21 protein-coding genes and 1 pseudogene are annotated in these 25,840 nt (G+C 69.8%); 10 read left to right on the top strand and 12 right to left on the bottom strand.

What is annotated here, in order from left to right; all coding sequences use genetic code 11:
- Positions 1-20: 20 nt before the first annotated feature.
- A complete protein-coding gene (locus tag AX709_RS01440) occupies positions 21-1,820 on the bottom strand; it encodes an IlvD/Edd family dehydratase (RefSeq protein WP_066545981.1) in 1,800 nt (599 codons plus the stop codon).
- Between the two features lie 95 nt (positions 1,821-1,915).
- Here AX709_RS01440 and AX709_RS01445 point away from each other — a divergent pair, with 95 nt between their 5' ends.
- From AX709_RS01445 to AX709_RS01470, 6 genes are all read left to right on the top strand, one after another.
- A complete protein-coding gene (locus AX709_RS01445) occupies positions 1,916-2,836 on the top strand; it encodes a Gfo/Idh/MocA family protein (RefSeq protein ID WP_066545984.1) in 921 nt (306 codons plus the stop codon).
- Positions 2,833-3,705 (top strand): SMP-30/gluconolactonase/LRE family protein, encoded by an 873-nt coding sequence (locus tag AX709_RS01450; protein ID WP_066545987.1) that lies wholly within the window; start codon positions 2,833-2,835, stop codon positions 3,703-3,705. The genes AX709_RS01445 and AX709_RS01450 overlap by 4 nt, the downstream gene beginning before the upstream one ends.
- On the top strand, positions 3,702-4,613 hold the full coding sequence (locus AX709_RS01455; RefSeq protein ID WP_066545990.1) for a 2-dehydro-3-deoxygalactonokinase: 912 nt from the start codon (positions 3,702-3,704) through the stop codon (positions 4,611-4,613). Before AX709_RS01450 ends, AX709_RS01455 begins: the two co-directional genes overlap by 4 nt.
- Positions 4,613-5,257, top strand: coding sequence for a 2-dehydro-3-deoxy-6-phosphogalactonate aldolase (locus tag AX709_RS01460; RefSeq protein WP_066546035.1), 645 nt, complete (start codon positions 4,613-4,615; stop codon positions 5,255-5,257). The genes AX709_RS01455 and AX709_RS01460 overlap by 1 nt, the downstream gene beginning before the upstream one ends.
- A gap of 28 nt (positions 5,258-5,285) precedes the next feature.
- Positions 5,286-6,005 (top strand): FadR/GntR family transcriptional regulator, encoded by a 720-nt coding sequence (locus tag AX709_RS01465; RefSeq protein ID WP_066483068.1) that lies wholly within the window; start codon positions 5,286-5,288, stop codon positions 6,003-6,005.
- A gap of 116 nt (positions 6,006-6,121) precedes the next feature.
- On the top strand, positions 6,122-6,997 hold the full coding sequence (locus AX709_RS01470) for a BadF/BadG/BcrA/BcrD ATPase family protein (protein ID WP_066545993.1): 876 nt from the start codon (positions 6,122-6,124) through the stop codon (positions 6,995-6,997).
- A gap of 48 nt (positions 6,998-7,045) precedes the next feature.
- Here the strand turns inward: AX709_RS01470 and nagA are convergent, their stop codons facing one another.
- From nagA to AX709_RS01510, 8 genes are all read right to left on the bottom strand, one after another.
- On the bottom strand, positions 7,046-8,188 hold the full coding sequence (gene nagA, locus AX709_RS01475; RefSeq protein ID WP_066545996.1) for an N-acetylglucosamine-6-phosphate deacetylase: 1,143 nt from the start codon (positions 8,186-8,188) through the stop codon (positions 7,046-7,048).
- Positions 8,185-9,207, bottom strand: coding sequence for an SIS domain-containing protein (locus tag AX709_RS01480; protein ID WP_066545999.1), 1,023 nt, complete (start codon positions 9,205-9,207; stop codon positions 8,185-8,187). The genes nagA and AX709_RS01480 overlap by 4 nt, the downstream gene beginning before the upstream one ends.
- Positions 9,208-9,270: 63 nt before the next feature.
- The gene (locus AX709_RS01485; RefSeq protein WP_066546001.1) at positions 9,271-10,350 is read right to left on the bottom strand and encodes an acyltransferase family protein; all 1,080 of its coding nucleotides are present in this window, start codon (positions 10,348-10,350) and stop codon (positions 9,271-9,273) included.
- On the bottom strand, positions 10,347-11,087 hold the full coding sequence (locus tag AX709_RS01490; RefSeq protein WP_066546010.1) for a GntR family transcriptional regulator: 741 nt from the start codon (positions 11,085-11,087) through the stop codon (positions 10,347-10,349). Before AX709_RS01490 ends, AX709_RS01485 begins: the two co-directional genes overlap by 4 nt.
- Positions 11,084-11,983 (bottom strand): N-acetylmuramic acid 6-phosphate etherase, encoded by a 900-nt coding sequence (locus AX709_RS01495; RefSeq protein WP_066546012.1) that lies wholly within the window; start codon positions 11,981-11,983, stop codon positions 11,084-11,086. Before AX709_RS01495 ends, AX709_RS01490 begins: the two co-directional genes overlap by 4 nt.
- Positions 11,976-13,541: a sodium:solute symporter gene (locus AX709_RS01500; RefSeq protein ID WP_066546019.1), complete on the bottom strand. Its 1,566-nt coding sequence runs from the start codon at positions 13,539-13,541 to the stop codon at positions 11,976-11,978. The genes AX709_RS01495 and AX709_RS01500 overlap by 8 nt, the downstream gene beginning before the upstream one ends.
- A 52-nt stretch (positions 13,542-13,593) precedes the next feature.
- Positions 13,594-16,335 carry a TonB-dependent receptor plug domain-containing protein gene (locus tag AX709_RS01505; RefSeq protein ID WP_066546022.1) on the bottom strand — a complete coding sequence of 914 codons (2,742 nt, stop codon included), beginning with the start codon at positions 16,333-16,335 and terminating at the stop codon, positions 13,594-13,596.
- 71 nt (positions 16,336-16,406) lie between these two features.
- The gene (locus tag AX709_RS01510; protein WP_066546025.1) at positions 16,407-17,276 is read right to left on the bottom strand and encodes a LysR family transcriptional regulator; all 870 of its coding nucleotides are present in this window, start codon (positions 17,274-17,276) and stop codon (positions 16,407-16,409) included.
- Between the two features lie 97 nt (positions 17,277-17,373).
- Here AX709_RS01510 and AX709_RS01515 point away from each other — a divergent pair, with 97 nt between their 5' ends.
- From AX709_RS01515 to AX709_RS01525, 3 genes are read left to right on the top strand one after another with little or no spacing between them, the layout of a single operon-like run.
- Positions 17,374-18,951 carry a proton-conducting transporter transmembrane domain-containing protein gene (locus tag AX709_RS01515; RefSeq protein WP_066546038.1) on the top strand — a complete coding sequence of 526 codons (1,578 nt, stop codon included), beginning with the start codon at positions 17,374-17,376 and terminating at the stop codon, positions 18,949-18,951.
- Positions 18,952-18,974: 23 nt separating this feature from the next.
- The gene (locus AX709_RS01520) at positions 18,975-21,392 is read left to right on the top strand and encodes a YbcC family protein (protein WP_066546040.1); all 2,418 of its coding nucleotides are present in this window, start codon (positions 18,975-18,977) and stop codon (positions 21,390-21,392) included.
- 1 nt (position 21,393) lies between these two features.
- On the top strand, positions 21,394-21,669 hold the full coding sequence (locus AX709_RS01525) for a hypothetical protein (RefSeq protein WP_066482963.1): 276 nt from the start codon (positions 21,394-21,396) through the stop codon (positions 21,667-21,669).
- Positions 21,670-21,686: 17 nt separating this feature from the next.
- On the opposite strand, the gene AX709_RS01530 is transcribed toward AX709_RS01525, so the two are convergent.
- On the bottom strand, positions 21,687-23,021 hold the full coding sequence (locus tag AX709_RS01530) for a methyl-accepting chemotaxis protein (RefSeq protein WP_156454102.1): 1,335 nt from the start codon (positions 23,019-23,021) through the stop codon (positions 21,687-21,689).
- Between the two features lie 190 nt (positions 23,022-23,211).
- Between AX709_RS01530 and AX709_RS01535 the strand changes: the two genes are divergently transcribed.
- Positions 23,212-24,150, top strand: coding sequence for a right-handed parallel beta-helix repeat-containing protein (locus AX709_RS01535; RefSeq protein ID WP_066546042.1), 939 nt, complete (start codon positions 23,212-23,214; stop codon positions 24,148-24,150).
- 23 nt (positions 24,151-24,173) lie between these two features.
- On the opposite strand, the gene AX709_RS01540 is transcribed toward AX709_RS01535, so the two are convergent.
- Complete coding sequence (locus tag AX709_RS01540; protein WP_066546030.1) at positions 24,174-25,205, bottom strand: serine hydrolase domain-containing protein; 1,032 nt, start codon at positions 25,203-25,205, stop codon at positions 24,174-24,176.
- A 52-nt stretch (positions 25,206-25,257) separates the two neighbouring features.
- Positions 25,258-25,840 (bottom strand): annotated as a pseudogene (locus AX709_RS18810) (alkaline phosphatase family protein); the annotation flags it as partial.

Genomic DNA, 25,840 nt, shown 5'->3' on the forward strand with positions numbered 1-25,840 from the left:
AATGCTGCACGCCGGCCGCATCAATGGCTGTCGCGCGGCAAGCCCCGTTGCGCGACGCGCTGGAACGCGTCGGCGCCGCCCAGGATCGCACCGTCGCCCAGCTGGGTGACGCAGGCGCGCTGGATCGCCTGCCACGGCGTCTGCGATGCGGGGTAGCGATAGCCCCCGTCCGCCTCCAGCGCGGCGCGCCGCCGGTCCAGTTCGGCATCGTCGACCATGATGTCGACGCGGCGGCGGCGCAGGTCGACGCGCAGCCGATCGCCCGTGCGCAGGATGGCAAGGTTGCCGCCCGCCGCCGCTTCGGGCGAGGCATTGAGGATCGACGGGCTGCCGCTGGTGCCCGACTGGCGGCCGTCGCCGATGCACGGCAGTTCGGTCACGCCCTGCTGAATCAGGTAGGCGGGCGGGCGCATGTTCACGACCTCGGCGGCGCCGGGATAGCCGATCGGCCCCGCGCCGCGGATCACGAGGACGCAGCGGTCATCGATGGCCAGTGCGGGATCGTCGATCCGCGCGTGATAATCCTCCGGCCCGTCGAACACGATCGCGCGCCCCTCGAACGCGTCGGGATCGGCGGGATCGGACAGATAGCGCGCGCGAAACGCGTCGGAGATCACGCTCGTCTTCATGATCGCGGTGTCGAACAGGTTGCCGGTCAGCACCGCAAAGCCCGCCTGCGCCATCAGCGGCCGGTCGATCGGGCGGATGACGGCTTCGTCCGCGATTGCCGCGTCGCGGCAATTGTCGCCGATGCTGCGGCCATTGACGGTCAGCGCGCCCTCGCGGATCAGCCCGTGGCGCATCAGCTGGGCGACCACGGCCGGCACGCCGCCGGCGCGATAATAGTCCTCGCCCAGATATTCCCCGGCGGGCTGCAGGTTGACGAGCAACGGCACGTCGTGACCGACCTGCTCCCAGTCGGCGAGCGACAGCTCCACCCCCATGTGCCGGGCGATTGCGGCAAGGTGGATCGGCGCATTGGTCGACCCGCCGATCGCCGAATTGACGACGATCGCGTTGAGGAACGCGTCACGCGTCATGATGTCCGATGGCTTCACGTCCTCGCGCACGAGTTCGACGATGCGCAGGCCGGTGCGATACGCCATTTCCTGGCGGTCGCGATAGGGTGCCGGGATCGCCGCCGAACCCGGCAGTTGCATGCCCAGTGCCTCTGCCAGGCTGTTCATCGTCGTGGCGGTGCCCATCGTGTTGCAATAGCCCGTCGAGGGCGCGGAGCTGGCGACCAGTTTGATGAACCCCGCTGCGTCGATCTCGCCTGCCGCCATCAGCTCGCGGGCCTTCCACACGATCGTCCCCGATCCCGTCCGCTTGCCCTCGTGCCAGCCGTTGAGCATCGGCCCGACCGACAGCGCGATCGCCGGGATGTTGACCGTCGCCGCCGCCATCAGGCACGCCGGTGTCGTCTTGTCGCAACCGATGGTCAGCACCACCGCATCGATCGGATAGCCGTGCAGCACCTCGACCAGCGACAGATAGGCGAGGTTGCGGTCCAGCCCCGGCGTCGGGCGCTTGCCCGTTTCCTGGATGGGATGGACGGGAAATTCGATCGCAACGCCACCGGCATCGCGAATCCCCTCGCGCACGCGTTCGGCAAGGACCAGATGATGGCGGTTGCAGGGGCTGAGGTCGCTGCCGGTCTGTGCGATGCCGATGATCGGCCGGTTGCCCTGCAGTTCAGACTGGCTCAGCCCGAAATTCAGGTAGCGTTCGATATAGAGCGCGGTCATGTCGACATTCTCGGGATTGTCGAACCACGCGCGCGATCGAAATTTCCGGCCGGTGTCGTCGGCTCCGCTCATTTGATATCCCGTTCTCCCGACCAGGCGGGTCAGGTCACCATCTTGCGTGTGATATATATTACTAATAAGTTCGCGGAAACAACATTGGACGTGAGATGATAAGGTTGGCGATCATCGGTCTGGGCAAAATCGCCCGCGACCAGCATTTGCCGGCGGTTGCCGCCAATCCCGGCTTCGAGCTTGCCGCAATCGTCAGCCGCAGCGCAAGTATGTCCAATGTCCCGGTCTTCGACACCATCGATGCGATGATCGCGGCGGGGGCGGATGTGGACGCGGTCGCGATCTGCACCCCGCCCCAGGTGCGCGGACCGATCGCGCGCGCGGCGATCGACGCGGGGATGGCCGTCATGCTCGAAAAGCCGCCGGCCGCGACGCTGGCCGAGTTCGAGGACCTGCGCCGGCGCGCCGAGCAAGCCGGCACCGTCCTGTTCGCCACCTGGCACAGCCGCCATGCGGCGATGGTCTCGGCGGCGCGCGACTGGATCGCGGCGAACCCCGTTGCCGACGTAACGGTGCGATGGCGCGAGGACGTGCGCAAATGGCATCCCGGCCAGCAATGGCTGTGGCAACCGGGCGGGCTGGGCGTGTTCGATCCCGGCATCAACGCGCTGTCGATCCTGACCGCGATCCTGCCCGATCCGGTGTGGGTCGAGGGCGCGGTGCTGAGCCGACCCGAAAACTGCCAGACGCCGATCGCGGCCGCGCTCGATCTGCGTAGCGGCGCGACGCGCATCTCGGCCGATTTCGACTTTCGCGAACAGGGCGACGAATGCTGGTCGATCACGGCGTACACCGCCCATGGCGGCCGCATGGTGCTCGACCAGGGCGGCGCGCGGCTGGCCATCGATGGCGGGGCACCGCGCTCCGGGTCGGAGGCCGAATATCCCGGGCTCTACGAACGCTTTGCCGAGCTGGTCGCGAACGGCGTGAGCGACGCCGACCCCGCACCGCTAAGGCTGGTGGCGGATGCGTTCATGGTCGCCCGCACCGAGCGCGTCGAGGCGTTCATCGAATGACCGACCTCGCGGCACCCGCGCTCGCGTGGCGGCTCGATGCGGAACTGGGCGAAGGTCCGGTCTGGATCGAGGCGGACCGCGCGCTGTGGTTCGTCGACATCGTACGGGGGCGGCTGCATCGCTACGACCCGGCGACCGGGGACAAAAGGATCATCGAGACGGGCGGCTCGCCCAGCTTCGTCGCCGCGCTGGCGGACGGCGACCTGCTGGTCGGCGACGGTCACCGCCTGATGCGCTTTGCCGACGGCGCCTTTGGCGAGGCCATCGCGACGCTGAAGATGGCGGCCAACAACCGCACCAACGACGCGACCGTCGATGCCGGGGGCCGCCTGTGGTTCGGCACGATGGACCGCGACACCCATCGCCCGACCGGACATTTCCATTGCTTCGACGGCGGCTCCATCCGCGATTTCGGCGAGGCCATCGCGATCACCAACGGTCCGGCGGTCAGCCCCGACGGGCAATGGCTCTACACCGTCGATACGCTGGGGCGCATCATCCGCCGCCACCGGCTGAACGACGACGGCATCGACGCGGGCACGACCTTCGTGACGATCGATCCCGCGAAGGGCACGCCCGATGGCGTCAGCACCGATGCCGAGGGTTGCGTGTGGCTGGCCGTCTGGGGCGGCGGCTGCATCCAGCGTTATTCGCCCGACGGCGTGCTGCTCCTGGAACTGCCCCTGCCATGCACCAACGTGACCAAGGTCGCGTTCGGCGGGCCGGACCTGCGCACCGGCTTCGTCACCACCGCCCGGATCGAGCTCGACCCCGCGACGCTCGCGCGCGAGCCGCTGGCCGGGTCGCTGTTCACCTTTGCCGCGCCTGCACCCGGACATCCCGTCCCTCCCGTTCGGCTGGCGCGATGACCGTGGCGACACGCGAACGGCTGGTCGGTGACTGGGGGACGACGCGGCTGCGGCTGTTCCACCTGCGCGGCGAGGCGATCGTCGACCGGGTCGAAGGGCCCGGCATCGGGGTGGCGGACGCCCCGCCGGCGGACGTGCTCGCCACCGTGTTGGCACACTGGCGCGGCGCGGAACGTGCGAGGGATGTGACCCTGTGCGGCATGGTCGGGTCGCGCAACGGATTGGTGGAAACCGGCTATGCCGACGCGCCCGCCGGCACCGCGGACTGGGCGGCGGCGGCGCAGCGGATCGTGCTTGACGGTTTTCGCATCACCATCGCGCCCGGTGTCGCCTGCCGCCGCGACGATGGCGCCGCCGACGTGATGCGCGGCGAGGAGACGCAGATCTTCGGCGCGATGGCGCTCGATCCGGCGCTGTCGCGCGGACGCCATCTGATCGCGCTGCCCGGCACGCATGGCAAATGGGCGCGGGTGGCGGACGGCCGTATCGTGTCGTTTCGCACCTATCTGACCGGCGAATTGTTCGCGCTGCTGCGCGATCGGTCGACGCTGTTGCGGGTCGGCGACGATCCTGCCGACGAAGCGGAAGGCTTTGCCGCCGGCCTGGCGCGGATCGGCGGCGGCGACTTGGCGGGGTCGTTGTTCGAAACGCGCGCCGCGCAGCTGCGCGATGGGCGCAGCGCCGGATGGGCCGCGGGATTCCTGTCCGGGCTGCTGATCGGCACGGAGGTGCAGGGCGGCGTCGGCGATGCGCGTGCGGTCGTGCTGGTCGGGGCGCCCGCGCTGGTCGCGCGGTATCGCAGCGTCCTGGACGGCATGGCGATCGCGACGACGGTACTGGACGGCGATGCCTGTGCGATTGCCGGACTTGCGCGGCTGGGCGCGCTGGATGAGGAACGGGCACGATGATGAGCGTCGACAGCATCCTGGCGGCGGGCGCGCCGCCGATCGTCGCGATCCTGCGCGGCATCACGCCCGCAGAGGCGGTCGCCACCGCTGCCGTCCTGGTCGAAGCGGGCATCCGCCTGATCGAGGTGCCGTTCAACTCGCCCGACCCCGCGGCCAGCATCGCCGCAATCCAGGCCGAGTTCGGCGACCGCGCGCTGATCGGCGGCGGCACGGTGGTGACGGCAGACCTGGTCGATCAGCTCGCCGCGACGGGCGCGCGGCTGATGGTCACGCCCAACACCGATCCGCAGCTGATCGCGCGTGGCATGGGCCTCGGATTGGAGCCGATGCCGGGTTTCGTCACGCCCACCGAGGCTTTTGCCGCCATCGCAGCTGGCGCGCGTCACCTGAAGCTGTTTCCGGCGAGTGCCCTGGCCTCGGGCTATGCGCGCGCGCTGGTCGAGGTGCTGCCGCGCGACGTGCACCTCTGGGCGGTCGGCGGCACCGGGCCGGACACGCTGGCACAATGGCTCAGCGGACCGTTCGCGGGGATCGGGGTCGGCGGCGCGCTCTATCGGCCCGGGCAGCCGGCGGCAACGACCCGCGCCAATGCCGACGCGCTCGTCGACGCTTGGCGTTCGGCCGGTTTCGCGCCATCACGTTGACCCGGGGGAACGAATGGCGCGACTCATGATGGACGGGGACAACGGACTTGACCGGCGGATGTCGCTCGGCCGCAACCTGACGCATGGCATGCTCGACCGGCTGGGGCGCGAAATCGTGACCGGCGCATTCGACGACGCACCCTTTCCGACCGAATCCGACCTCGCGAAACGCTACGGTGTCAGCCGCTCGGTCACGCGCGAGGCGGTCAAGATGCTGACGGCGAAGGGGCTTTTGTCCGCGCGCCCGCGCCAGGGCACCGTGATCCGGCCAAGCTCGGCGTGGAACCTGCTCGATCCCGACGTGCTCGACTGGCTGCTCGATCGCAAATTGTCGCTGACGCTGTTGCGCCAGTTCAGCGAGCTGCGCGTCGCGATCGAGCCGGCGGCGGCGGCGCTGGCGGCGCAGGCGGCGGGCGCGGCCGAGCTTGAGCGGATCAACCGGGGAATCGCACGGATGGAAGCCGCCGAACGCGGCGAGGACGATACGCTCGATGCCGACATCGCCTTTCACATCGCGGTGCTGAACGCGTCGGGCAATCCGTTTTTCGCGCAGTTCCGCCGGCTGGTCGAGACCGCGCTGCGCACCTCGATCCGCTTCACCAACCGGATCAAGGGGCGCACCGCCAGCGTGCCCGCGCATGCCGCGGTGCGCGACGCCATCGTCGCGCGCGACCCGCGGGAGGCGGCGGAACGGATGCGCACGATCATCACCGACGTCGTCGACCTGATCGACGGCGCGCCGGCCTGACGGGCAACCCCGACCGAGCCCAATCCGGCATTGATCGACGCGATCGACTCCGATAATACCACCCTAATACCAATTTGGCGATTTGGCCGGTTTGGTCGGGCAGCGGAGTGACCTGCATGAAGCCATTCTATCTGGGCATCGACGCGGGCGGCACGCGCTGTCGCGCCCGGCTGTGCGACGCCGATGGCCGGGTGCTGGGCAATGGCACGGGCGGACCAGCCAACACGCATGTCGGGATCGACCGGCTGTTCGCCGCGATCAGCGACGCGACCGGACAGGCGATCGCCGAAGCGGGGCTGGACGGTGCCGCGGTTGCCGCGATCCGCGCCGGCATGGGCATCGCCGGCATCACGCGCGCGGGCATGAAGCCGCGCATCCAGGCGCTCGACTGGCCGTTCGCCAACGTCGCGCTGACCAGCGATTCGGTGATCGCCAATCTGGGCGCGCATCGCGGCGGCGACGGGGCCATCCTGATCCTGGGCACGGGCAGCGTGGCGATGATCCGTCGGGGCGAGGACATGTATTCGATCGGCGGCTACGGCTTCCCGATCTCCGACGAGGGCAGCGGTGCCGCGCTGGGGCTGAGCGCGATCCGCCACGCGCTGCGCGCGCTCGACGGGCGCACCCGCCCCACCCCGCTCAGCCAGGCGGTGACCCAGCAGTTCGGCAATGCCATTCCCAACGTGATCGCCTGGATGGACGATGCGACGCCGGGCGATTACGCGCAGCTGGCACCGATGGTGTTCGACTTCGCCGAAAATGGCGACGAGATCGCGCTGTCGATCATTCGCGATGCTGCGCAGCATGTCGAACGCTTCATCGAGACGATCGTCGCCGAAGGCGCGATCCGCTGCGCGCTGATGGGCGGCGTTGCCCAGCGGATCAAGCCGTGGCTGCGCGCGCGCGTCGTCGACCGGCTGGTCGAACCGATGGGCGATGCGGTGGACGGCGCGATCATCTTTGCCGGCGGACCCGTCGCGCTGCACGCCTGAAGCCCGCTGCGCCGACGCAGCATCGACACCGTTTTCCCGCCCCGCGCCTCAGTCCGTGCCGGTCTCGCCGCCGATCCATGTCGCGCGGACGGTCAGCTCCTCGTCGAGATGCACCAGGTCGGCGACCATTCCCGGCGCGATCCGGCCATGGCTGCGGCCCAGCCCGATCAGCTCGGCGGGCGTCGCCGATGCCATCGCACAGGCATCCGCCAGCGGCACGCCGAGCATCGCGGCTGCATTGCGCACCGCCCCCGCCATGTCGAGATGCGATCCCGCCAATGTCCCGGCGGCGTCGCGCAGCGCGCCGTTGCGCGCGATGATCTCGGTTTCGCCCAGCCGGAAGCGGTCGCGGTCCCACCCGACCGTCGGCATCGCGTCGGTGACGAGCAGCATCCGTTCGCAGCCCAGCACCCGATGCGCGACGCGCAGCGCGGCGGGGTGGACATGGTGGCCGTCGGCGATCACCCCGGCGTGGAGCCCGAGGTCGAGCGTCGCGCCGACGATCCCGGGCTCGCGCGACTGAAGCTGGCTCATTGCGTTGAACAGATGCGTGACACCGCGCAGCCCGGCCTGCTTCGCCGCCTGCATCGTCGCATAGTCGGCGGCGCTGTGCCCCGCCATGACGATCACGGCGCGTTCGCAAAGTGCCGCGATCGCGCCCGGCGGGGCGCGTTCGGGCGCGATTGTGACCATCGTCACCCCGCGTTCGAGCGAGGCGAGCAACGCGATCGCATCAGCATCGAGGGTACGGAAATGCGCGGGGTCGTGAATTCCGTGCCGCTCGGGGTTGAGGAACGGGCCTTCGATATGGATGCCGAGTACGCCCGGCACCCCCCGCGCCATCGCGGCATCGACCGCGGCAATCGCGCGCGCGACGGTATCCAGCGTATCGCTGATCAGCGTCGGCAGGAACCCGGTCGTGCCGAAGGCGCGATGCGCCGCGCCGATCGCCGCCACACCCTCGACCGTTGGCTGGTCGTTGAACAGGACCCCGCCGCCGCCATTGACCTGGACATCGATGAAGCCCGGCACGAGCAGGCCACCGTCGAGCCGTACCTCCCGCCCGTCCCGCGCCACCGTCGCGGGCAGCAGCGCGGTGATCCGGCCACCATCGATCACCACCGCATGATCGTCCAGCCAGCCGCGCGGCGTCAGGATGCGCGCGCCGGTCAGTCGCGTCCGCCCGTTCATCGCGTCAGCGTCACCTTGTTGAGCAGCGGCGGCTGATCGGGGTTGCGCCCGCGCGCCAGTGCGACGGCATTAGCCAGCCGGTAAAAGCTCTGGATCATCACGATCGGGGCAAGCGCGGGATGCGGATCGCCCGTCATCGGCAGCGCGCCCTCGCCCGCGATCAGCAGCCGCGCCCCCGCCGCCTCGAGCGTGTCGAGCACCGGACGGATCAGCGCACGGTCGACATCGTGCGGGGGAAAGACCAGCACGGGAAAGCCCGGCTCGACCAGCGTCATCGGGCCGTGCGCAACCTCCGCGATGCTGAACGCCTCGGCATGGAGGGCACAGGTCTCCTTGAGCTTGAGCGCGGCTTCCTGCGCGATGGCGAGCGTCGAGCCGCGGCCGAGCACGAACAGGCTGCGTGCGCCCGCGAGCGGGGCCAGCGCCTCGCTCCAGTCGGCCTGCCACGCGACGGCCAGCGCGTCGGGCAGCGCCGCGAGCGCATCCGTCAGCGCGCGGTCCGCCGTCCACGCCGCGACCAGTCGCGCGATGAGCGCCAGCGTGGCGATATAGCTCTTGGTTGCGGCGACGCTGCGCTCCGGCCCGGCAGTGAGCGGCATCACGCTGTCCGCTTCGTCGGCGAGCGGCGCGGTGGAATCATTGACCAAAGCGGTCACCAGCGCACCCGCGCGGTGCGCCGCGCGCGTCGCCGCGATCAGGTCGGGACTGCGCCCCGATTGCGAGATCGCAAAAAAGGCAGCGCCACGCGCGCCCCTCGCCGGATCGCCGTAGACCGACGCCAGCGAGGGGTGCTGCGACACCGTCGGCAATCCCAGCCGGGTTTCGAACATGAACTTGGCATAGGTGGCGGCATGGTCCGAACTGCCGCGCGCGCAGGTGAAGGCCAGCGGCGGATCGAGCGCGCGCAGCCGGTCGACCAGCACGGCCAGTGCCGGCTCAACCGCCTCGCCCTGGCGCGCAACGGCCGCACCGGCGGCGGCGGCTTCGGCGAACATCAGGGTCTCGGCAGGCAGGGGCATGTGAAACTCGCGGGGAGGGTACGGAGGCAATACCTGTTTAATACCAGTTTCGGCAAGCGCGATTCACACCCGCAGCGTCCAGCCGCGCTGCGCCAGCGCCGCGGTGATTGCGAGGCTCAGGATCGTGCCGGCCAGCGCGAAGACCAGCGAGGCGTTGGGCGCGCCGAGGCCGGTGCCGACCAGCGCGTCGCCGGCCAGCTCCCACAGCCGCGCCTCCCCCGCCAGGCGGCGCACGAGCAGCGCGATCAGCAGGGTGTGGACGACATAGACGGTCAGCGCAGCGCGGCCGGCGAGCGCCAGCATGCGGCCAACCCCCGTGTTACCGATCCAGCGCCATCCCGCCTGCAACGCGCGCCAGACCAAGAGGCCCAGTCCGGCAGTGACCAGCACGAAAGCGGGGGTCCAGAGCGGCTTGTTGACTGGCTGGCCGCTCAGCCATGCGACTGCACCGCCCGCAAGCAGCATCAACACGCCGATCGTCGCCGCCCGGCCCGTCCGCGACGCCAGCCCCGGCCCCCGCATCACTGCCGCGCCGATCAGCCCGGTCGCGATCGCGCCCAGCGTCGACAGCACGCCTTCGGGATCGAAGCCGGGGGGATAGAGCCGGCCCGGCAGAACGGCGCGATCGAGCCACCCGGCCATTCCCATCCCGCGCGCGAGCGATGCCGCGCCGCCCGGCGGCGGCAGACCCAGCAGCACCGCGTGCCCGATCAGGCACAGCGCCGCGACGATCGCCGGCGCGCGCCATCCGGCCGTGCCGCGGACGATCAGCGCGCAGACGAGATAGACGATCGCGATGCGCTGCAGCACCCCCATCCAGCGAAACTGCGCGGGATCGAGGGTCGGCCGGATCAGCCAGGCGAGCGCCAGCCCGATCACGAACAACAGCAGCGCACGCCGCCCGATCGCGCCGGACCCCACCGCGCGACCATCGAGCGCGAGCGGCAGCGACATCCCCACGATCAGCAGGAACCAGGGAAAGACGAGGTCGGCAAAGGTCAGCCCATGCCAGGGCGCGTGGACGAGCAGCGGCCAGGCACCCATCCCCGGTACCTGCAGGTTGACGAGGATCATGAGCAGGACGGTCAGGCCGCGGAACGCGTCGATCGACGGATCGCGCGGCCGGGGCTGCGCATCGGTCACAGCAGCGCGTAGGGTCCGCGCAGCTCGCTAACGAACTCGTAGCGGTCGCCGCGATAGGCGGAGCGGGTGAATTCGACCGCGCGGCCATCGGCCAGCCGCGTCAGCCGCTCGATCCTCAGGATCTCGGCGCCCTCCTGCATCGACAGCAGCCCCGCTTCGGTCGAGGTGGCGAGCGATGCGCGGATGCGCTGGGTCCCGCTGACCGGGCGGAAACCGCCGCGTTCGAGCGTTTCATAAAGCGAATCGCCCAGCTGCTCGAGGTCGGGCAGGAACAGCGCCGGGACGATCGCATTCTCGATCGCCAGCGGCTCGCCCCCAGCCAGACGGACGCGCCCCAGCCGGATCACCGCCGCGCCCGCCGCGACCTCCAGTATCGCGGCTTCCTCCGCCGACGCGCTGGCGCGCGTCTTCATCATCCAGATGGTCTGCGTCTTCTCGCCCCGCGCGCGGGCGTCCTGGCTGAAGCTGCTGAGATAGGAATTGGGGGCCTGGATGCGCGGGGCGACATAAGTTCCCGAACCCTGGCGGCGGACGATCAGCCCCTCGTCGATCAGCGTCTCGATCGCCCGGCGCACGGTCACGCGCGATGCGCCCATCAGGTCGCACAGGTCGCGTTCGGACGGGAGCGCATCGCCGATCGCGATCTCGCCGGTGACGATGCGGTCGCGCAGGTCGGCGGCGAGCCGCAGATAGATGGGGGTGTTGGCCGGCGCGGAGAAATCGGCGCGCGCGCTCACCGCCCCGGCTCCATGTCGAGCAACGCCATCGCGTCGCGCAACCGGCCGCCGGCGCGGGCGAGCAATGCGCGCGCGGCATCGGTGTCCAGCCCGCGCGCGACGAGCACGCCGAGCTTGATGTCGTTGTCCGCCCTGTCGAGCGCGGCGGCCGCGCGATCGACAGGTACATCGGCCAAGTCGCCGACCATGCGCTCGGCACGATCGCGCAGCTTGGCGTTGGAGATCACCATGTCGACCATCCGGCCGCGATAGACCCGGCCGAGCCGGAGCATGATCGCGGTCGATAGCAGGTTGAGCGCAATCTTCTGCGCGGTCCCGGCCTTCATCCGCGTCGACCCCGCGATCGTCTCCGCGCCGGTATCGAGCGTGATGGCAAGCTCGGCAGCGGCCAGCAGCGGTGTCGCCGGATTGTTGGCGATCGCGATCGTCAGCGCGCCGGCCGTGCGCGCCGCCTCGATCGCGGCGATGGTGAAGGGGGTACGCCCGCTCGCGGCGACGCCGACCATCACGTCGTTCGCGCCGATGCGGTGCGCGGCGACATCGGCGCGTGCCCGGGGGCCATCGTCCTCCGCGCCCTCCGCGCTTTGCGCCAGCGCATCCATCCCCCCGGCGAGCAGGAAGACCGTGCGCGCGGCCGGCCAGCCAAAGGTCGGGCCGAGCTCCACCCCGTCCTGCACCGCGATGCGGCCGGAGGTCCCCGCGCCGGCGAAAACCAGCCGGCCGTCACTGCCCAGCCGTTCGGCGGCGCGGTCGGCGGCGGCGGCGATCGCGCCGACCTGCCCCTGCACGGCCGCCGCCGCGCTCAGCTGGCCCTCCAGCATCGCCTCCACCGCGGTCGCGGTCGGCCAGCTGTCGAGTTCGACGAAACGGGGATCGATGCCTTCGGTCTTACGCATGAACGGTCGTTTCCCTGGTCGTGGCGACAGCAGGGCTGCCGCACAGACAGACGATGAACGCGACGCCGGTACCGATCAGAAGCTGCCACGGAAACGCGATCTGCGCGAGTGCGACGGGCAGGCCGATCGACTCAGCGATCGCCGGCTGGAGCGCGAGCACGGTGACGAACCCGGCGACCAGCGCGAGCCGGACCGACAGGCTGGACCCGCGCGTGGTGAATACCGCGGTGAAATAGACGCCGAGCAGCCCGGCATAGGCGAACGCCATCACCCCCAGCACGAATTCGAGCAGCGGCGCATCGGTGGCGCGCTGCCAGTAGGAGCACGCGATCGCGGTCACGAACAGCGCGAAGCCGAGCAGCACGGTCGTCCAGCGCCCGGCGCGGACGAAATGCGCCTCGTCCGCCCGCCCGCTTCGCTCGACCCAGGGGCGGTAGAAATCGTTGATCGCGACCGACGACATGCTGATCAGCCCCGAATTGATCGCGGCGGCGGCGATCACCCCCACCGTCACCAGCCCGCGTACGCCGGGCGGGATTTCGCTGAGGATGAACGCCATGAAGACGGTGATCCGCTCGCCCTGAAAGGTCCCGGCCAGCGCACCGGCGGGCGCGCCCATCAAGTCCGGTCGCTCGTAGAAGACATGGAGCAGCGCGCCGATCGCCAGGAACAGCGCGATGACCGGCACCGAGGCATAGATCGACCCATAGAGCGCGCGCGCGCCCTCGCCCGAATTGCGGCAGGCAAGCAGCCGCTGGGTCGTATCCTGGTCGAGCCCCGAATTGCCGATGTTGAGCAGCACCAGGCCAGTGAGGATCGCCCAGATCGAGAAGGGCGCCGAAAGATCGAACCGCCAGTCGACCAGCCGCAGCTTGTCGACCCCGCCGGGCGCGTCGTGGAGCGCGGCGACGATCTGGTCGATCGGGGCCGGGATCTTGATCAGCAGGATGACGAGGACCGTGATCGCCGCGCCGATATAGAGCACGACCTGGACAAGGTCGCTCCAGATGACCGCGTTGAGCCCACCGAAAAAGGTGAAGACCAGCCCGAAGACCAGCAGCACGAACGCCGCGATCACGATGTGGTGCGGCGCGATATCGAGGAACATGATCATCGAGACCGCGATCGCGGCGAGATAGAGCCGCGCGCCGCTCGCCAGCGTGCGCCCGACCAGATACATCGCCGCCGCCGCCCGCCGCGCCGCCGCGTCGTAGCGACGCTCCAGCAACTCGTAGACCGTCGCCACGTCGAGCCGGTAGAAGCGCGGGATCAGCACCCGGCCGACGAACACCGCCGCCAGCCACGCCGCGATCGTCACCGCCAGATAGGCGAAATCCCCGCGAAAGCTGTAGTCCGGCACCCCCAGAAAGGTCGCGGCGGACTGGACCGTCGACAACACCGACACCGCGACCAGCCACACCGGCGCCGAATGCCCCGCCAGGAAATAGTCGTCCGCCGTGCCGACGCCCCGCCGCGTGCCGAGATAGCCGGCCAGCGCGAGCAGGCCGACATATCCCCCCAGGATCGCCCAGTCGATCGGCGCAAACTGCAACGGCATGTCAGTCACTCCGGCCTTGGCGATCGATTGGCGTTCCGGCGTGACCGGACGATTACAGCGTCAGCGTCAGCGACCCGCCGACGGTGCGGCCCAGAATGTCGTAGGTGTCGGGATAGGTGTTGAACGCACCTGCGTTGCGCGGCGTCGGCGGCCGCTTGTCGAACAGGTTGTCGACACCGATCGTGATCGTCAGCCCAGTGGTCGGAGGCCGGATCGCGACGTTCAGGTCGAAATAGTCGAACGCATCGATCGTGTCCGTGCTGCCGACGGTGCTGTCGCGCACCTCGCCGATCCGTTTCCACCCGAACTGGACGGTCAATGGCTTGGCATCCCAGGTCACCGTCGCGCGGTGGCGATAATCGGGCGAAACGAGCGTGACCAGGTCGGATGAGCAGCGCGCGCCATAGCTGCCCTTGCAATTCACCGGGGTCAGCGCGGCGTTGCGCTGGATGCTGTATGACGTGACGAAATTGGCCTGATAGCCGAACGCCAGCTGGCGGCCCGGCAGGCTGGCCGGAAGCGCAAGGGCATAGCGGAAATCGACGTCGACGCCCTGCTGCTTGATCCGCGCCAGGTTGCGGTCATCGACGAACGCATCGCGCAGAAAGCCGGTGACCGGATCGCGCGACACCGCCTGACACAACGGATTGTCGGCGCTCGGATCGGTGATGTAGCAGCTGGTCAGCGCATCGACTGGCTGGATCTGGCCGACCGCATCGCGAATCGAGATGCTGTAATAATCGACCGCAAGTGACAGGCCAGGCAGGAAGCGCGGGGTCAGCACGCCGCCGACCGTATAGGTCCGGCCGGTTTCCGCGCGGATATTGGCGTTGCCGCCAAAGAAATAGCCGCCGGTCAGATTGGCCGCCGCCCGTGAGTCATATGGCCCGCGATAGCCCTGGCGCGTGCACTGTTCGACATTGCCGGTGCCCAGCGCGCACGGATCGCCGCCATAGCGCGGGAACAGGCGCGCGACGGTGACCAGGCTGGAAAACGGGATCGAGAAGACCGGATTGGCGAACTCGCCGATATTCGCGTCGCGGATGACCGTCTGGCGCGTTCCGCGCAGACGCAGATCGTCGCTGACCACCCAGTTCAGGCCGAGCTTGTCGGTGTCGTAGGACCGGTCCTCGCCGACCGATCGGGTATACCACGACCGGCGATAGGCCCCCTCGACCGTCAGCGACTTGACCAGCGGGAAGTCGCGCAAGAGCGGCACGACCAGTTCACCGAACAGCTCATGCACCCGGATGAAGGGCGGCACCGGCGGCGCCGATTCCGCACCTTGGTTGAACGACTGGCTGAGGTCGGGCGAATAGCTGAAGCGCCCCTTTTCGTGCCGATATTCATAGCCGGCGGTGAAGCCGAACGGACCGGCCCAGCCGTTGAAGAAATCGCCGGTGTCGCCCGAGATATAGGCCGACCCGACCTGTTGGCGGCGCACGCGCGAGCCATAGTCGAAGTCGCGCAGCACCGAGGTGAAGTCACCCCCCGGCCCGAAAATATCGGTCGTGTTGACCAGCCCGGCAAAGCTGGCACGCAGGCCGTCGCCGACGACGGTGATGTTCTCGCGCGTCTCGCCGATCTGGTAGTAGGCGTCCCAGCGGATGGCGGGGGTCAGGTCGCCGCGCAGCCCGATCTGGCCCTGCCACGTATCGCGGTCGTTGATTGCCGCTGTGGTGCCGAGCTCGCCCAGCGAACGCTGGACGTTGACCGTCGCAAAGCCGTTGACGAAGGTCAGCTGCGACCGGATCTGCGGGGTCAGGAACGGATTGTTCTGTGCGATCTGGACGTTGACGCCCGCGCCGCCGATCGTCGCGGGATTCTGGCCGGTGCGCGTGCCGCCGCGCGTGTCGACGCCCGAATAAAGGAAGCGGCCATAGGCCTGGATCGCGTCGGTCAGATCGTATTTGAAGAACGCGCTGGCGTTGATCCGCTCCAGCGGCTGCACCAGCAGGAATTGCGAGGTGTAGTCGGTCGTCTGCGGGGTCAGCGTGAAATTGCCCGCGGCGTCGAACGAAAAGGTCCGGCCGCTGGCGACATCGCGGAAATTGCCGCCGATCGGCGCGGTCGCAGGGCCGGTGCGGGTTTCCAGCCGCTCACCGGCGAGCAGCGGATCGCGATCGGTATATTCGAAATAGGCGACGATGCTGCCGCGCCCGCCCAGGTCGAGCCCGCCGCTCACATAGACGCTGGCCTGCGACGCGCCGTCGCTGACTGCGCGGTAATTGCCGCTCGCCTGAAGCCCGCGGATATCGTCATTGATGATAAAGTTGACGACGCCGGCCACCGCGTCGGCGCCGTAGACGGCGGCAGCGCCGCCGGTCAGGACGTCGACCCGCTTGAGCAAAGGTGCGGGAATCGCGTTCACATCGACCGCATTGCGGAACGAGAACGGCACCGCGCGCGTGCCGTTGATCAGCACCAGCGTGCGGTTCTGGCCCAGGCTGCGCAGATCGAGCGTCTGTGCGCCGAACGCGTCGCTGCCGACCGAGGTCGAGTTCACGCCGCCGGCGAGCTGGGGCAGCTTGGTCGAGAAATCCTCGATCGTCACCGCACGCAGCAGTTGGATCTGTTCGGCGTCGACCGTGTTGATCGGACTGGTCGATGCCAGCCCGGCGCTGCGGATGCGGGTGCCGGTGACGACGATGTCGCCGTCGCGATCATCGGCTTCGGCAGCGGGCGCCGCCGGGTCCGGCGCGTCCTGCGCCATGGCCGAGGATGCGCTGAACAGGGCGATGCCGATCGCGCCGACAGCGGCGGACAGACGGAGTGCGGGCCGGGCTTTGGTCATATGTTCCTCCCCTAGTGGTTACATACCACCTTAGTACCATTTGCCTGTCAAGGGGGAATGCACGCGCGGTCTCATTGCGGCAGCAGCGCGCGTACGAGCGGGTTCGGAAAGCGCCGCGCTGCCGTCACCGCGTAAAAGCTTTCGTTGATCCCGGGCAGCGCGTCGGCCTCGACCAGCATGCCCGCGTCCAGCTCGTCGCGCACGGCGATCGGCGGCAGCACGGCGAGTGCGAAGCCTTCGCGCGCGAGCAGACGCATCATCGCGATATCGTCGACTTCGGCCGCAATCTGGAGCCGCAACCCGAGCCGGTCGGCGAGCGCGTCGACATGGCTGCGCACCGCGCTGTCGAGCGTCGGCAGGATGACGGGATGGCGGCGCAGCAGCCGTTCGACGACGCGCTCGCCACCCAGCAGCGCAGGCGCACCGACGAGGCTCACCGGCTGCTCGGCGACCTTGTGCGCGATGAAGGGGGTCAGCGCGTCCGATGCCGGCGGCAGGTTGGTCAGCACCATGTCGAGATTGAGCGATTGCAGCGCCACGAGCAGCTCGGACATGCTGCCCGATCGCAACACGACTTCGATGTCGCTGCGCCCCAGCAGCGGCTTCAGGAAACTGATCTGGAAATTGCGCGACAAGGTGGCGAGCGCGCCGACCCGCAGCGCGTGGCGGGTGCGCCCGGCTTCGCGCAGCGTCCCCACCAGCTCCTCGCCCGTCGCAAAGATCGCGTCGGCATGGTCGAGCGCGATCCGCCCCGCCTCGGTCAGGACGAGCTGGCGCCCGCGCCGCTCGAACAGCGCATGACCCAGCCGCGCCTCGAGCTTGCGAATCTGCACCGACAATGCGGACTGCGACACGTTCAGCCGCTCGGCCGACCGCGTCAGGTTCCCGTCGCGCGCCACAGCCCAGAAATAGCGCAGATGGTTGTAGTTCAGCTCCGCCATATCGTTCGCTTTTATCGAACGATATGGCGCGCACAATGAATTTTTGTCATCGGCACGCTGGCGCTAGGTCGCCGCCAGCAATTTGTCGGAGACGATCATGGCGGCATCTTCCTTCCTCCTTCTCGGCGCACCGCTGCTGACCCTCGCTGCGGCGGCGTTCGGCTTCGCGGCGCGCGGGCGGCCCTCGCGGCTGGTGCTGGGGATGATCGAAGCCGCCGCGCTGGCGACGATCGCGATCGCCGCCGCGGCCATTTTCATGCTGGCACGCGACGGCGCAACGACCGGCACGCTCGGCGCGCTGACCGGCGCTCAGGGCATCGGCCTGTCGGTGCGGCTCGACGTAGTCAGCGCGACGATGCTGATGCTGGTCAGCTTCATCGGCTGGGTCGTGCTGCGTTATGCGGCGACCTATCTCGACGGCGAGTCCGGGCATGGCCGCTTCATGGGCTGGCTGGGCGTCACGCTGGCGATGGTCATGCTGCTCGTGACCGCGGGCAACCTGGTCCAGCTCGTGCTCGCGTGGATCGCGACCAGCCTGGCGCTGCATCGCCTGTTGCTGTTCTACCCCGGTCGCATCGCCGCGCGCCGCGCGGCGCGCAAGAAGTTCGTGACCGCGCGCGCCGCCGACGTCGCACTGATCGGCGCGGCGGTGCTGCTCATCCGCGCCTATGCCGAAACCGACATCGGCGCGATCGCGGCGGCCGCGGCGCGCGGCGAAGGCGGCGGCTGGGCGATCGCGGCCGCCGGGCTGATCGCGCTCGCCGCGATGCTCAAATCGGCGCAGTTCCCGTTGCACGGCTGGCTGACCGAAGTGATGGAGGCGCCGACGCCGGTTTCCGCGCTGCTCCACGCCGGCGTGATCAATGCTGGCGGCTTCCTGCTGATCCGCTTCGCCGACGTCATGCTGCTGGCCCCCGGCGTGCTTGCCATTCTGGTCATGGTCGGCGGCTTCACCGCGCTGTTCGGCGGGCTGGTGATGCTCACCCAGCCGGCGGTCAAGACGTCGCTGGCCTGGTCGACCGTCGCGCAAATGGGTTTCATGATCATGCAATGCGGCCTGGCGCTGTTCCCGCTCGCGCTGCTGCACATCGTCGCGCATTCGCTGTACAAGGCGCATTCGTTCCTGGCGTCCGGCGGCGCGGTCGACCGGATTGCGGCGGCGCGCCGACCCGGCCCGGTGGCGGTCCCGCGCCCGCGCGCGGTCGGCCGCGCCTTTCTGGTCGCGCTCGCCATCTATGCCGCGATCGGCGCGCTCTTCGGCTTTGCCGACAAATCTCCCCAGGCGCTGGCGCTCGGCGCAATCCTGATCTTCGGCGTCGCCTATCTGCTCGCACAGGGGCTGGCCGATACGGCACCGCGTCCGCTGACCCGCCGGATGATCGGCTATGCGCTGATCGCCTCGCTCGCCTATTTCGGGCTGCACGCGCTGGCGCTCGACCTGACGGCGGGCACCCTGCCCGCCGCCCCGCCGCCCGGCGCGCTCGAATGGACGCTGATCGTGCTCGCGGTGGCGAGCTTCGGGCTGGTCGCGGTCGCCCAGGCGATGTTCCCGCTCTGGGCGCATCACCCGGCCGCTGCGGGGCTGCGCGTGCACCTGGCCAACGGGCTTTACGCCAATGCGGTCCACGACCGGCTGCTCGGCGGCTGGCGGCTGCGCATGCGCGCCGCCGAATGACGATGGAGGATAAGGAGATGTCGATGTCGATCGCCGATCAGGTGCACGATCTGGACCGGCTGTTCGCCAGTGCGGATGCGGCCGCGCGCGCCATCCCGCCGGCCTGGCCGCTGGCCGCCAGCGTCGCGGTGAACCCGTTTCTGGGTCAGGCCGACCGGTCGCTGGCGGACACGGCGGCGCTGCTGGCGCGGGTCGCCGGTGCGCGAATCACGATGCCGCGCGCCTGGTATCGCGCGCGCATCGCCAGCGGCGCGATCCGCGAGGTCGATCTGGCGGCCGCGATCAACGCCGCCGCGGCCGGCGACAGCCCGCCGCCGACGCTCGCGCGGCTCCGGGCCGCCGTCGCCGTCGACACGCCCGCACCCGCGGCCTTGCCCACCGTCGCCGACCTGGCGGCGCGGGCGTCGGGTATCGACTGGCCCGCGGTGATTGCGGAGCGGTTCGGGGCATGGGCCGGCGCCTATTTCGACGAAGGCCAGGCGCTGTGGGCGGCCCCGCGCGGCAAGAGCGCCTATGCCGCCTGGCGCGCCGTTGCGACCCACGATCTGACGCCGGAGATCGTCGGCTTGCGCGGCTTCGCGGCCTTCGTCGCCGACCTGCCCGACGCGTCGACCGACGCGATGATCAGCGCCGCCGCCCGCCTGGGCCTGGGGGGCGCGGCGATGCCGACCTATTTCCACCGTCTGCTGACGACGCTCGGCGGCTGGGCGCACACCGCGCGCTACCGATTGTGGCAGGCGCAGCTCGCGGGCAGCGGCGACGATACGATCACCGACTTCCTGTGCATCCGTATGCTGTGGGAGGACGCGCTGCTCGAACATTATGCGCCACGGATCGCGGCCGACTGGACGGCCGCACTGGCGGACTATGCGCGCCCGGTCGCGCCCGACATGGATCAGCGGATCGACGCCATTCTTCAGGACGCCAGCGAACGTGCGGCGCAGCGCCGGCTGGCCGAAACGCTGGCGGCGCCGGCGGCACCGCGCACCGCGGTCGCACCCGCGATGCAGGCGGCGTTCTGCATCGACGTGCGATCGGAGGTGTTTCGCCGCGCGCTCGAATCGATTGACCCGGCGATCCGCACGCTGGGCTTTGCCGGCTTTTTCGGGCTGACCGCATCGCATCGCCGCTTCGGCTCCGATGTCGCCGAACATCGCCTGCCGGTGCTGCTCAACCCGGGGCTGGCATCGACCACCACCGACACCGCGCTGATCGACGCGGACCGGACGGCCCGCTTCCGTCACCGGGCGGCGCGCGCCTGGGGCCGGTTCAAGCTCGCCGCGGTCTCGTCCTTCGCCTTTGTCGAAGCCGCGGGCCCGGCCTATGTCGTCAAGCTGGTCCGCGACGCGATCGGCGTTCGGGGCGGTGCTGGCGTGGATGCGCCCGCGCCCCGGCTCGACCCCATGCCCGATCCGGCCGACCGCGTCACCATGGCGGCGACGGTGCTGCGCGCGATGTCGTTGACCGACGGCTTTGCCCCGCTGGTGCTGCTGGTCGGGCATGGTGCGAATGTCGTCAACAATCCGCACGCAAGCGCGCTGCATTGCGGGGCGTGCGGGGGCTATCCCGGCGACGTGAATGCGCGTTTGCTGGCGGCGCTGCTCAACGACCCGGTGGTCCGCGACGGACTGGCCGAACAGGGGATCGCGATCCCGGCGGACACGCGCTTCGTCGCCGCATTGCACGACACGACGACCGATGCGGTGCAGCTGTTCGCCGACGACGAGCCGGCAACCGCGCATTCCGACCGGATCGACCAGGCGCGCGCCTGGTTCGCTCGCGCGGGCGCGCTGGCGCGTGGCGAGCGTGCGCTGCGCTTGCCCGGCGCACGCCATGCCGATGCGGTCAGCCGCCGCAGCCGCGACTGGGCACAGACGCGACCCGAATGGGCGCTGGCCGGGTGCCAGGCGTTCATCGCCGCCCCGCGCGAGCGCACCGCCGGCCGCGACCTTGCCGGCCGGGCCTTTCTCCACGACTATGACTGGCACCGGGATACCGGCTTCAAGGTGCTGGAGCTGATCCTGACCGCGCCGGTCGTGGTCGCCAGCTGGATCAGCCTGCAATATTACGGGTCGGCGGTTGCGCCCGCCCTGTTCGGCGGCGGAAACAAGCTGCTGCACAATGTGATCGGCGGCATGGGCGTGGTCGAGGGCAATGGCGGCGTGCTACGCGCCGGGCTGCCCTGGCAGTCGGTGCATGACGGCACCGCGTTGATGCACGAGCCGCTGCGGCTCACCGTCTGCATCGCCGCGCCCATCGACGCGATCACCGCGGTCCTCGAGCGCCATCCCGATGTCCGCGCCCTGTTTGACAATGGCTGGCTGCATCTGTTCGCGCTCGACGACCAGGGGCGGATGACCGCGCGCTATCGCCCCGGACTGGCATGGGAGGCAGCAGTTGATGCCCCCGCAACCCCCGCGCGCGAAACGGAGCTCGCCTGACATGGCCGGTCATGATGCGATCGGGCGGCGGCCGCACCTCGCCCAGCTCCGCCCCGAGCCCGAGCTGGCGCTCGCCCGCGCGGACGCACATATTGGCTGGGCGCTGGCGCAGCCGCAGGTGAGCGACTGGCTGAAGGCAGCGCTGCATTCCGCGCGCGGGCACGATCCGGTGGCGCTGGAAAACGATGTCGAGCTGCTGCGCCAGCTGATCCTGCCGCGCACCCGCGCCGCGCTTGCGCTCGCAATGGCCCCGGCAACCCCGATCGACGACGCGTAGGACGCCGCTTCGCGACGTCAGACGGCGCGGATCTGCTCGGCGAAATGCGCGCTTTCGGCCGCGAGCTGGCGGGCACCAGCAAAGACGCGCTTGGCGATCAACAGCATCGCCTGCGCTTTTTCCGCCGCGCTGCGGGCGGTCGCGTTGATCGCCTCGGCGTCGTTGCCGATGGCGCGGCTGGCATCGTTGGTCTGGTCGGCGTTGAACGCGATCGTGCGGGTGGCGGCCCGTTGCTGTTCGACCGCCTGCTCGATCTCGATCGAGTGGCCGGCGATCTGTCCGATCGCGGTCTCGAAGCGGGCATGGCTTTTGGCGACTTCGTCCACTGCGCGCGTGATCTCGGCGATATAGCTGCCGACCCGTTCGGCGGCGATCGCGGTCTGGTTGGACAGCGATTTCACCTCGTTCGCCACGACGGTGAAGCCCCGCCCGGCCTCGCCCGCGCGCGCGGCCTCGATCGTTGCGTTGAGTGCAAGCAGGTTCACCTGGCGGGAAATCTCGCCGATCAGCAGGATCACCGAGCCGATCGACTGGGCGGACACCCTGAGTTCCGCGGTCTGCGCGCTGCCTGCGGCGACCAGCGCCACCGCCTCGCCGGCGGTCCGCCGTGCCTCGCCCGTCCGCGCCGCGATCGATTCGAGCGCCTGCGCAAGGTCGTGGCCGCGCCCGGCAATTTCCTCCATATGGACGCTGGTCTGCGCGGCGGCGGCGGCGACCGCGGCCGCGCGCGTGCTGGCGGTTGCGGCGCCGTCCGCCACGCGTGCGGCCTCGCGCTCGAGCATTTCGGACTGCATATCCATCGTGTCGCCCAGCGCCGCGACCTCGCGGTCGAAACGGTCGGCCGCAGCCTCGATCTGCTCTGCCCTTGCGATCCGCCCTGCGGCGCGGTGGACTTCCCACTCCGCGGCGAGCAGCGCGAGCCGGCGATTGGTGAGGATGCCGAACAGCCGGTCGCCGCGCAGGATCACCATCCCTTCGCTGCCGCGCCCGACGCGATATTGCTCCAGCGCTTCGCCGATCGACACGTCATGCTGGACCGCCGGGCAATCGCGGACGTGCGGCGTGAGATCGCCGCCATAGGCCGGATTGCGCAGCAGCGCGTGGCCAAAGGGGTTGAGCAGCAGGCGGCGGACATCGCGCTCGAAAATCGCGCCGCGCGGCCGCCCCAGCGGGTCGAGCACGGGCAGCAGCCGCAGGTCGGGATTGGCCTGGAACCGGTCGATGACGCTGATCAGCGTATCCGCGGTCGTCGCGTGCGCCGGGCTGCGCTCGGCCGAAGACATCCAGTCGGAAATCCGGTCGGATCGCGATGGTGCCGGGGGGATCCGGGCGGGGGCGGGAAGCGTCGACATGCGCGGCAGGCTTAGGGTTTGGATCGTAAACGACAGCTTAGGATTATGTTACGGTTCAGGGACAAACGGCAGTTTCTTGCGGGTTTTTGCGCTTCATTCGCGGGGCGTGCCCGAACGGGACTCGATTAACCCTCCTTCGCGCTTTCGCGGCACCCGCGCGCGAGGGATGGGTGACGGCGAAGGAGCGAAGATGCGACACGCCTTGATCCCGATGCTGGCCGTGATGCTGGCCGCCCCCGGCATCGCGCAACCGCGCGCCGCCGGTCCGTTCACCATCGCGGAAACGGGCGAATCCTTCCGCACGCTCGACGATGCGGTCGGCGCGGTCCGCGACGGGCGCGCGACGATCCTGATCGCGCCCGGCGTCTATCGCGAGTGCACCGTCCAGAGCGGCGGGCACATCACCTATCGCGCGGTCGAGCCGGGCACCGCGATCTTCGATGGCGTGGCGTGCGAGGACAAGGCCGCGTTCGTCCTGCGCGGTCGCGGGTCGGTCGTCGACGGCATCGTCTTTCGCAACCTGCGCGTGCCCGACGGCAACGGCGCGGGCATCCGGACCGAGATCGGCGACCTGACCGTCGTCAATTCGATGTTTCTCGACAGCCAGGAAGGCATTCTCGGCGGGCATCCGAGCGGCCAGAAGATCGTGATCGACCAGTCGACCTTTGCCGGACTGGGCCAGTGCCACGAAACCGAGGACTGCGCCCATTCGATCTATCTCGGCAACGAAGGCAGCGTCACGATCACGCGGTCGCGGTTCGAGCGCGGACGCGGCGGCCATTACGTCAAGATGCGCGTGCCCAACGTCACGATCCGCGATTCGAGCTTCGACGACAGCCGCGGGCGCGCGACCAATTACGCGATCGACCTGTCCGAGGGCGCGCGCGGCATCATCGCGGGCAATCATTTCGTCCAGGGCCGCAACAAGGAAAACTGGACCGGCTTCATCGTCGTCGGTGCAGAAAAGCACACGCATTCGTCCGCGGGCCTGCGCGTCGAGGGCAATGTCGCGACGCTCGCCCCCGGCGAGACGCGCAGCCCGGCCTTCGTCGCGGTCTATGGCAATGAACCGGTGGTGCTGGCCAACAACCGGCTGGCACCCGGCATCCGCGCGCTGGAACGACGCTAGCGCCGCGCGTCGGCCCGGTCCGGCTAGCGCACGGCCGGTGCGAACGCGGCGATCAATTGCGCCGCCGCACGTTCGTCCCGACGGGGCCTGCCGTTCATCGCCACCACCGCCACCCGGTCCCCGTCGCGGACGACAAGGGCGAAGGCGCCCTCGATCGCACCGAAATGACTGAGCACGCCGCCGCGCCACACGCGCCAGCCCAGCCCGTAATAGCTGGCATCGCCCGGTGCGGCATAGGCCGGACGGGTCCGGACATAGGGATCGACCGGCCCGGCGGCGAACCGCCAATAGTCGCCCGCGCTGCCGCTCCAGCCACCCCCCGGACCCAGTGCCCGAAAATTTGCCGCGGTCCAGGACGAGGGATGCCTGACGCTCGGCACGCCGCCATAGCGAAGCGCCGCCCCGCGCGGCGCAAGCACCGTGCGATGCACCTGGTCGGCATAGGACCGTCCCGAAACGCGCGCGATCACCTGGCCGAGCCGGCAATAGCCCAGATTGGAATAGGCGTAGCGCGTGCCCGGCGCGAACTGCGCGGGCGGCATCCGGTCGGCGATGGCTTCGCAGCGGTCCGCAGCGGTCAGGCCGAGGCGCGCCGACGACGCGGGATCGCCGATCGGGTCGAAGGTCGCCACGCGGTCCCATCCGCCGCTGTGCTGGAGCAGATGGCGCACCGTGATGCCGGGGCCCGCCTCCGCAACCGGAGTGTCGAGGGTGAGGCGGCCTGCGCGCACCAGCCCCAACACCGCCGCCGCGGTGAGCGGCTTCGCGAGGCTGGCGAGGCGAAACTGGTCATCGGGGCGCATCGGCCGATCGGGCGTCGCCATGCCAATCGCGGTCAGTTCGGGCTGTCCGCCGACCCGACCGGTCGCCACCACCGCCCCGGCAATGCCCTCGCGCGCGAGCAACCCGCGTACCTCCGCGATCAGCGCGCGCTCGGGGCTCCGGGTCATCCCATGCCTGGTCAACGCCCCGATCAGGGCGAGGATCGCCAGCAGGACGACCAATCCGGCGCGCCGCCGCAGGCCGAACGAAAGGATGGAGGATGTGCGTGCCACTCCGCCGGTCTAGCGCCGAACGGCTAAGGTCCGGTGAAAGCGCCGACCCAAGTCAGGGACAGGTGCTCGCCGTCGTCACGTCGAGGTCGCGGCACTGACCGTCGATCTCGTTCGCAGGCAGCGGCAGCTTCAGCATGCCGGCCAGTGTCGGCGCGATGTCGGTCGTGTCGATCGCCAGCGGCTGTTCAAAGCCGGCCATCCCCTTGCGCCAGAACAGGATGGGCACGCGGCGGTCATAGTCCCAGATGCTGCCATGCGTGGCGACATAGCCGCGCGAGGCGTCGGGGATCGGCGTCACCCGCTGCTTGAGCACGACGACGAAATCGCCCGCCCGGGCCGGATCGAACGCGGCGCGCGCCCGCTCGATCAGTGTCCAGGCGTCGGGCGAACGCTGGCGGGGCAGCGCGGTCGCCAGAATCTGGGCGCGGGTGAACACGGTCTCGACCTGTTCGTGCGCGGCATAGCGACGCACGGCGGCATCGACGACACGGCGGCGGTCGGCCGGGCTCAGCGCGGGGTCGACCCAGACATCGCCGCCCGCGCCGCCCCACATCAACTGGCCGGTCAGGCCCAGCTCGCCGGCAATCGCCTTGCCCATCGTCGCCGGCGCCAGCGCCGGCGACGATGGGCAAGGC

The organism is Sphingomonas sp. CCH15-F11, from assembly GCF_001557005.1.
GTDB lineage: Bacteria > Pseudomonadota > Alphaproteobacteria > Sphingomonadales > Sphingomonadaceae > Sphingomonas.

Coding starts and splice junctions, on each gene's coding strand:
- AX709_RS01460 (WP_066546035.1), top strand. CDS start 4,613: ATGAGCGTCGACAGCATCCTGGCGGCGGGCGCGCCGCCGATCGTCGCG.
- AX709_RS01535 (WP_066546042.1), top strand. CDS start 23,212: ATGCGACACGCCTTGATCCCGATGCTGGCCGTGATGCTGGCCGCCCCC.
- AX709_RS01505 (WP_066546022.1), bottom strand. CDS start 16,335: ATGACCAAAGCCCGGCCCGCACTCCGTCTGTCCGCCGCTGTCGGCGCG.
- AX709_RS01465 (WP_066483068.1), top strand. CDS start 5,286: ATGGACGGGGACAACGGACTTGACCGGCGGATGTCGCTCGGCCGCAAC.
- AX709_RS01520 (WP_066546040.1), top strand. CDS start 18,975: ATGTCGATCGCCGATCAGGTGCACGATCTGGACCGGCTGTTCGCCAGT.
- AX709_RS01470 (WP_066545993.1), top strand. CDS start 6,122: ATGAAGCCATTCTATCTGGGCATCGACGCGGGCGGCACGCGCTGTCGC.
- AX709_RS01510 (WP_066546025.1), bottom strand. CDS start 17,276: ATGGCGGAGCTGAACTACAACCATCTGCGCTATTTCTGGGCTGTGGCG.
- AX709_RS01525 (WP_066482963.1), top strand. CDS start 21,394: ATGGCCGGTCATGATGCGATCGGGCGGCGGCCGCACCTCGCCCAGCTC.
- AX709_RS01455 (WP_066545990.1), top strand. CDS start 3,702: ATGACCGTGGCGACACGCGAACGGCTGGTCGGTGACTGGGGGACGACG.
- AX709_RS01480 (WP_066545999.1), bottom strand. CDS start 9,207: ATGCCCCTGCCTGCCGAGACCCTGATGTTCGCCGAAGCCGCCGCCGCC.
- AX709_RS01530 (WP_156454102.1), bottom strand. CDS start 23,021: ATGTCGACGCTTCCCGCCCCCGCCCGGATCCCCCCGGCACCATCGCGA.
- AX709_RS01515 (WP_066546038.1), top strand. CDS start 17,374: ATGGCGGCATCTTCCTTCCTCCTTCTCGGCGCACCGCTGCTGACCCTC.
- AX709_RS01440 (WP_066545981.1), bottom strand. CDS start 1,820: ATGAGCGGAGCCGACGACACCGGCCGGAAATTTCGATCGCGCGCGTGG.
- AX709_RS01450 (WP_066545987.1), top strand. CDS start 2,833: ATGACCGACCTCGCGGCACCCGCGCTCGCGTGGCGGCTCGATGCGGAA.
- nagA (WP_066545996.1), bottom strand. CDS start 8,188: ATGAACGGGCGGACGCGACTGACCGGCGCGCGCATCCTGACGCCGCGC.
- AX709_RS01445 (WP_066545984.1), top strand. CDS start 1,916: ATGATAAGGTTGGCGATCATCGGTCTGGGCAAAATCGCCCGCGACCAG.
- AX709_RS01500 (WP_066546019.1), bottom strand. CDS start 13,541: ATGCCGTTGCAGTTTGCGCCGATCGACTGGGCGATCCTGGGGGGATAT.
- AX709_RS01495 (WP_066546012.1), bottom strand. CDS start 11,983: ATGCGTAAGACCGAAGGCATCGATCCCCGTTTCGTCGAACTCGACAGC.